Source organism: Arthrobacter sp. Dra40 (assembly GCF_059091905.1).
In genome coordinates this window covers 1-4,051 of the sequence record NZ_JBNHHB010000331.1, presented here as the reverse complement: position 1 = coordinate 4,051, position 4,051 = coordinate 1, and the positions used below count along the sequence as shown (strand labels likewise).

The window sequence follows — 4,051 nt, the reverse complement described above, 5'->3', positions numbered from 1 at the left end:
GGACGGTTTTCCTTCAATATGGCCGGCGGCCGATGTGAGACCTGCCAGGGAGAAGGGTTCGTGGCCGTGGAACTGCTGTTCCTGCCCGGTAGCTACGGGCCCTGCCCGGAATGCCACGGCTCGCGGTACAACCCCGAAACCCTTGAGGTCACCTACCGCGGCCGTAACGTCGCCGAAGTTTTGGGCATGACGGTAGACACCGCGGCCGAGTTCCTGTCCGACGTCCCGGTTGCCGCGCGCAGCCTCCAGACCCTGCGCGAGGTGGGTCTGGGCTACCTGAGGCTGGGCCAGCCCGCCACCGAGCTCTCCGGCGGCGAGGCCCAGCGCATTAAGCTCGCCACAGAGCTGCAGCGAGCCCAGCGTGGCCACACGCTCTATCTGTTGGATGAGCCCACCACAGGGTTGCACCCGGCCGACGTCCAGCTTTTGATGGCGCAGCTGCACCGCCTCGTTGATGCCGGCAACACCGTCATCGTGGTCGAACACGAGATGGATGTGGTGGCGGCGGCTGACTGGGTCATTGACCTGGGACCGGCTGGCGGCGACGCCGGCGGCGAGATCATGGCCGCCGGGACACCGGCCGTGGTAGCGCGCTCCCAAAAGAGCCGGACGGCGCCGTACCTCGCAGCCGCATGCCAAAGACAACCGAAGAAAACATTGCCAAAAGCTCCTCGATAAAGTTCAGGGCTGCTCTACCTTGAGTGCGCCCGGCACTGGGCATGTAAGCCCGGTGCCGCCTGCGAGGTCCCGGCGTTCGGTCATGCCGCGGGGTCGGCGGCCACCGCAACGCGGTCAATCCAGTCCTACCGGCCCAGTCGACGATAGGACGAGGCGAAGTGGATCAGTGGATCGTCGCTTTCCGTCCCGGTGGCGTCGCGGCCCATGGCCAGCACCTCGCCGACGATCAGCGCGTGCGTGGCCGCCGGATGCACGGCCGTGGTTTTCAGTTCAAACCACGCCGGGGCACCACTGATAACCGCAGCCCCGGTGGCCGAGGCGCGGCGGTAGGGAACCTGGTTGAGCAGGCCTTCGACCGGATTTCCCGGGCTTGCCAACCAGTTGGCGGTGCCCTGGTGCCGGGACGCCAGCAGGCTCAGGGCCCAGGTTCCGGAGTTGACCACCGCGTCGCAGATCCTGGACTCTTCAAAGAGGCTGACCAGCATGGTGGGCGGATCGTAGGACACCGAGAAGTAGCCGCTGACAGTTGCCGCATAGTCGCGGTTGCGCCACCGCGTGGACACCACAGCGACGCCGGCCGCGATGTCCGCGCTCAGCATGCGGTACAGATCGATATCCGGCTGCTGCACCGCGTCCGGCCCGATGCGGTGACCGGTCAGTTCTCCGTCCAGTTCCATGCCGCCATCCTCGCACGACGGCGGCTGATCCGGCCGGGAGGGTTCAGAATGCCGGCAGCTGATGATAGACAGTAAGCACCCTGACTATGACGAGTGGAGTGGACATGGCCCAGCGGCTCGTGGCGGACCTCATTGTCGAACGGCTTCGGGCGTGGCAGGTCCCGCGGATCTTCGGCTACAGCGGGGACGGCATCAACACGTTCATGGGCGCCCTGCGCCGGGCCGGGACGGTCGAGTTTGTCCAGGCCCGGCATGAGGAGAATGCTGCCTTCATGGCGGTAGGCCACGCCAAATACACGGGGGGAGTGGGGGTGGTCACCGCAACCCAAGGCCCCGGCGCCGTGCATCTGCTCAACGGGCTGTACGACGCCAAGCTGGACAGTGTTCCCGTTGTCGCCATTGTCGGGCAGCAGGCGCGTACTGCCCTCGGGTCAGGGTATATGCAGGAGGTGGACCTGGCCGATCTCACCAAGGACGTCGCTTCATTCCGGCACCAGGTCAGCACGCCCGAGCAGGTACCGCTGGTGCTGGACCGGGCTTTCAAGGCCGCCCTCGCCACGAGCGGCCCCGCCGTGGTGATCATCCCGCATGACATCCAAAAAGAGCCCGCTCCCGAGCTCGAACACACCCATGGCGTCGTGGCCACCGCACCGGTATGGCGCCCCGCGCACGTGGTGCCGGATCCGGAGGACGTGCGTGCTGCTGCAGCCATCCTTAATGCCGGGGCGCGGATTGCCCTGCTGGTGGGACAAGGAGCACGCGGCGCCCGCAGCGAGGTGGTGGCAGTGGCAGAGAAGCTTGGTGCCGGCATCACCACCAGCCTGCTCGGCAAGCCGTACGTGGACGAGTCGCTGCCCTTCGTGACCGGAACAATGGGCCATCTGGGCACCGCCGCGAGCGGCCGCCTGCTGGCCTCGTGCGACACCCTGCTGATCGTCGGTTCCAACGACCCGTGGACGGAGTTCTATCCTCCGCCCGGCGCTGCCCGGGCAGTGCAGATCGACAATAAATCCGGCGCCATCGGCAACCGCTATCCGGTTGAGGCCGCGCTCACCGGCGACGCCGCCACGACGCTGGAGGCGCTCCTGCCGCTGCTCGAGGAACGGCCAACCGGGTCGTGGCGTACGCAGGTAGAAGGGTGGGTCCGGCAGTCGCACGAGCTTTCGCGGAAGCGGGCCATGACACCGGCCCGGCAGGTCAACCCGGAGCGGGTGGCGCTTGAGCTCAGCGAGAGGTTTCCAGCGGATGCCCGGCTCGCCGTCGATGTGGGCAGTTCCGTCTACTGGTATGCCCGCCAGCTGCGGCTGCCGCCCGGGGCGCAGGCCCACCTCTCCAGCACCTTGGCGAGCATGGGCTGTTCCCTGCCCTACGGCCTTGCCGCCAAGCTGGCTGCTCCGGAAAAGCCGCTGGTTGTCCTCACCGGAGACGGTGCCATGCAGATGAACGGGGTGGCTGAACTGATCACCGTCGGCCGGCTGTGGAAGCGGTGGGCTGATCCGCGTTTTGTGGTTTGTGTGTTGAACAACCGGGAACTGGCCGAAGTGACGTGGGAACAGCGTGAGATGGAGGGGGAGCCGCGTTTTGCCGACAGCCAGGCGTTGCCCGACTTCGACTACGCCGGCTACGCCCGATTGCTGGGTCTGCACGGGACGCGTGTCGAGGACCCGGAGCAGCTGGGGGTTGTCTGGGACGAAGCGCTGGCCGCTGACCGGCCGTACCTGATCGAGGTGCTTGCCGATCCCGATGTTCCGCTGCTTCCGCCCTTCCCGGACGGCCGGCAGAAGGCCGAAACCATGCAGCAGGCATTGGAGCAGGAAGGCGCGGCAGCCGACGGTGCGAAAGCCTTGTTGCGCACCTACACTGACCTCGAAGAGTCCAGTGGCGGCCAGCCATCCGGGCCGGGGAGTCCAGGCTAGGCAGAATTGCAGGAAAGAAGCAGGGCATGAGTGAGGCGGCAGAATTCATCGACCTGACTGTGCAGCGGGAGGCTTCGTGGGAACGGGCCGAAGCACAGAATGCGCTTAGCGATGGACTGCGCTGCTACGGTGCGTCCGTCGGCGCTGTCAGGGGTGCCGTCCGCGACGCCTGTCGAAAGTTCGGGCCCCTCTCCCATGACCAGATGACCGCGCTCGGTTCCGAACTGTGGGCCCGGCCGGTTTTCGAGCGGCGCCTCGCCGCCGTGGTGCTGCTGCAGTCGAACAAGAGCCTCTTGCGGAACTCCGATTTGACGCGGCTGGAGGGATTTTTGCGGGGCGCCCGCCAGGTGGCTCTGGTGGATTTGCTCGCCGTCGACGTCGTGGGACCCCTGATTGAAGGACTGACAGGGCTGTCCCGCACCCGGGCCGAAGCCATCCTGGATCGCTGGGCACAGGAGCTAGACCCATGGCTGCGCAGGGCGGCCCTGCTGGCCCCCCTGCGCGCGGTGCGGGCCGGCGGTGGGAATGCTGCCGGTTGTGAACGACGGGTCAGGACGGCGCTGAACGATGCCTGTGACATGGTCCAGGAGGCGGCCGCCGTGATGCGGGATGAACTATCAAACTCCCGCCGGCCGCAGGCGCCGCCGTAACACTGTCACAAGGACACAAAAAAGCCCCGGAAATCCGGGGCTTTCTCTGTGCGCAGGAAGGGACTCGAACCCTCACCCTCAATAAGAGGACTAGCACCTCAAGCTAGCGCGTCTACCATTCCGCCACCCG

At 66.6% G+C, this 4,051-nt stretch carries 3 protein-coding genes and 1 pseudogene; 3 read left to right on the top strand and 1 reads right to left on the bottom strand.

Annotation, left to right across the window (positions count from 1 at the left end):
* A pseudogene (locus tag AC5RWT_RS35115) lies at positions 1–678 on the top strand (ABC transporter); the annotation flags it as partial.
* A gap of 125 nt (positions 679–803) precedes the next feature.
* On the opposite strand, the gene AC5RWT_RS35110 reads toward AC5RWT_RS35115, so the two are convergent.
* Positions 804–1,355, bottom strand: a complete 552-nt coding sequence (locus AC5RWT_RS35110; protein ID WP_494084258.1) for a flavin reductase family protein — start codon at positions 1,353–1,355, stop codon at positions 804–806.
* A gap of 104 nt (positions 1,356–1,459) precedes the next feature.
* Here AC5RWT_RS35110 and AC5RWT_RS35105 point away from each other — a divergent pair, with 104 nt between their 5' ends.
* Positions 1,460–3,271, top strand: coding sequence for a thiamine pyrophosphate-requiring protein (locus tag AC5RWT_RS35105; RefSeq protein WP_494084257.1), 1,812 nt, complete (start codon positions 1,460–1,462; stop codon positions 3,269–3,271).
* Between the two features lie 26 nt (positions 3,272–3,297).
* Positions 3,298–3,921 (top strand): DNA alkylation repair protein, encoded by a 624-nt coding sequence (locus AC5RWT_RS35100; RefSeq protein WP_494084256.1) that lies wholly within the window; start codon positions 3,298–3,300, stop codon positions 3,919–3,921.
* Positions 3,922–4,051: the final 130 nt, after the last annotated feature.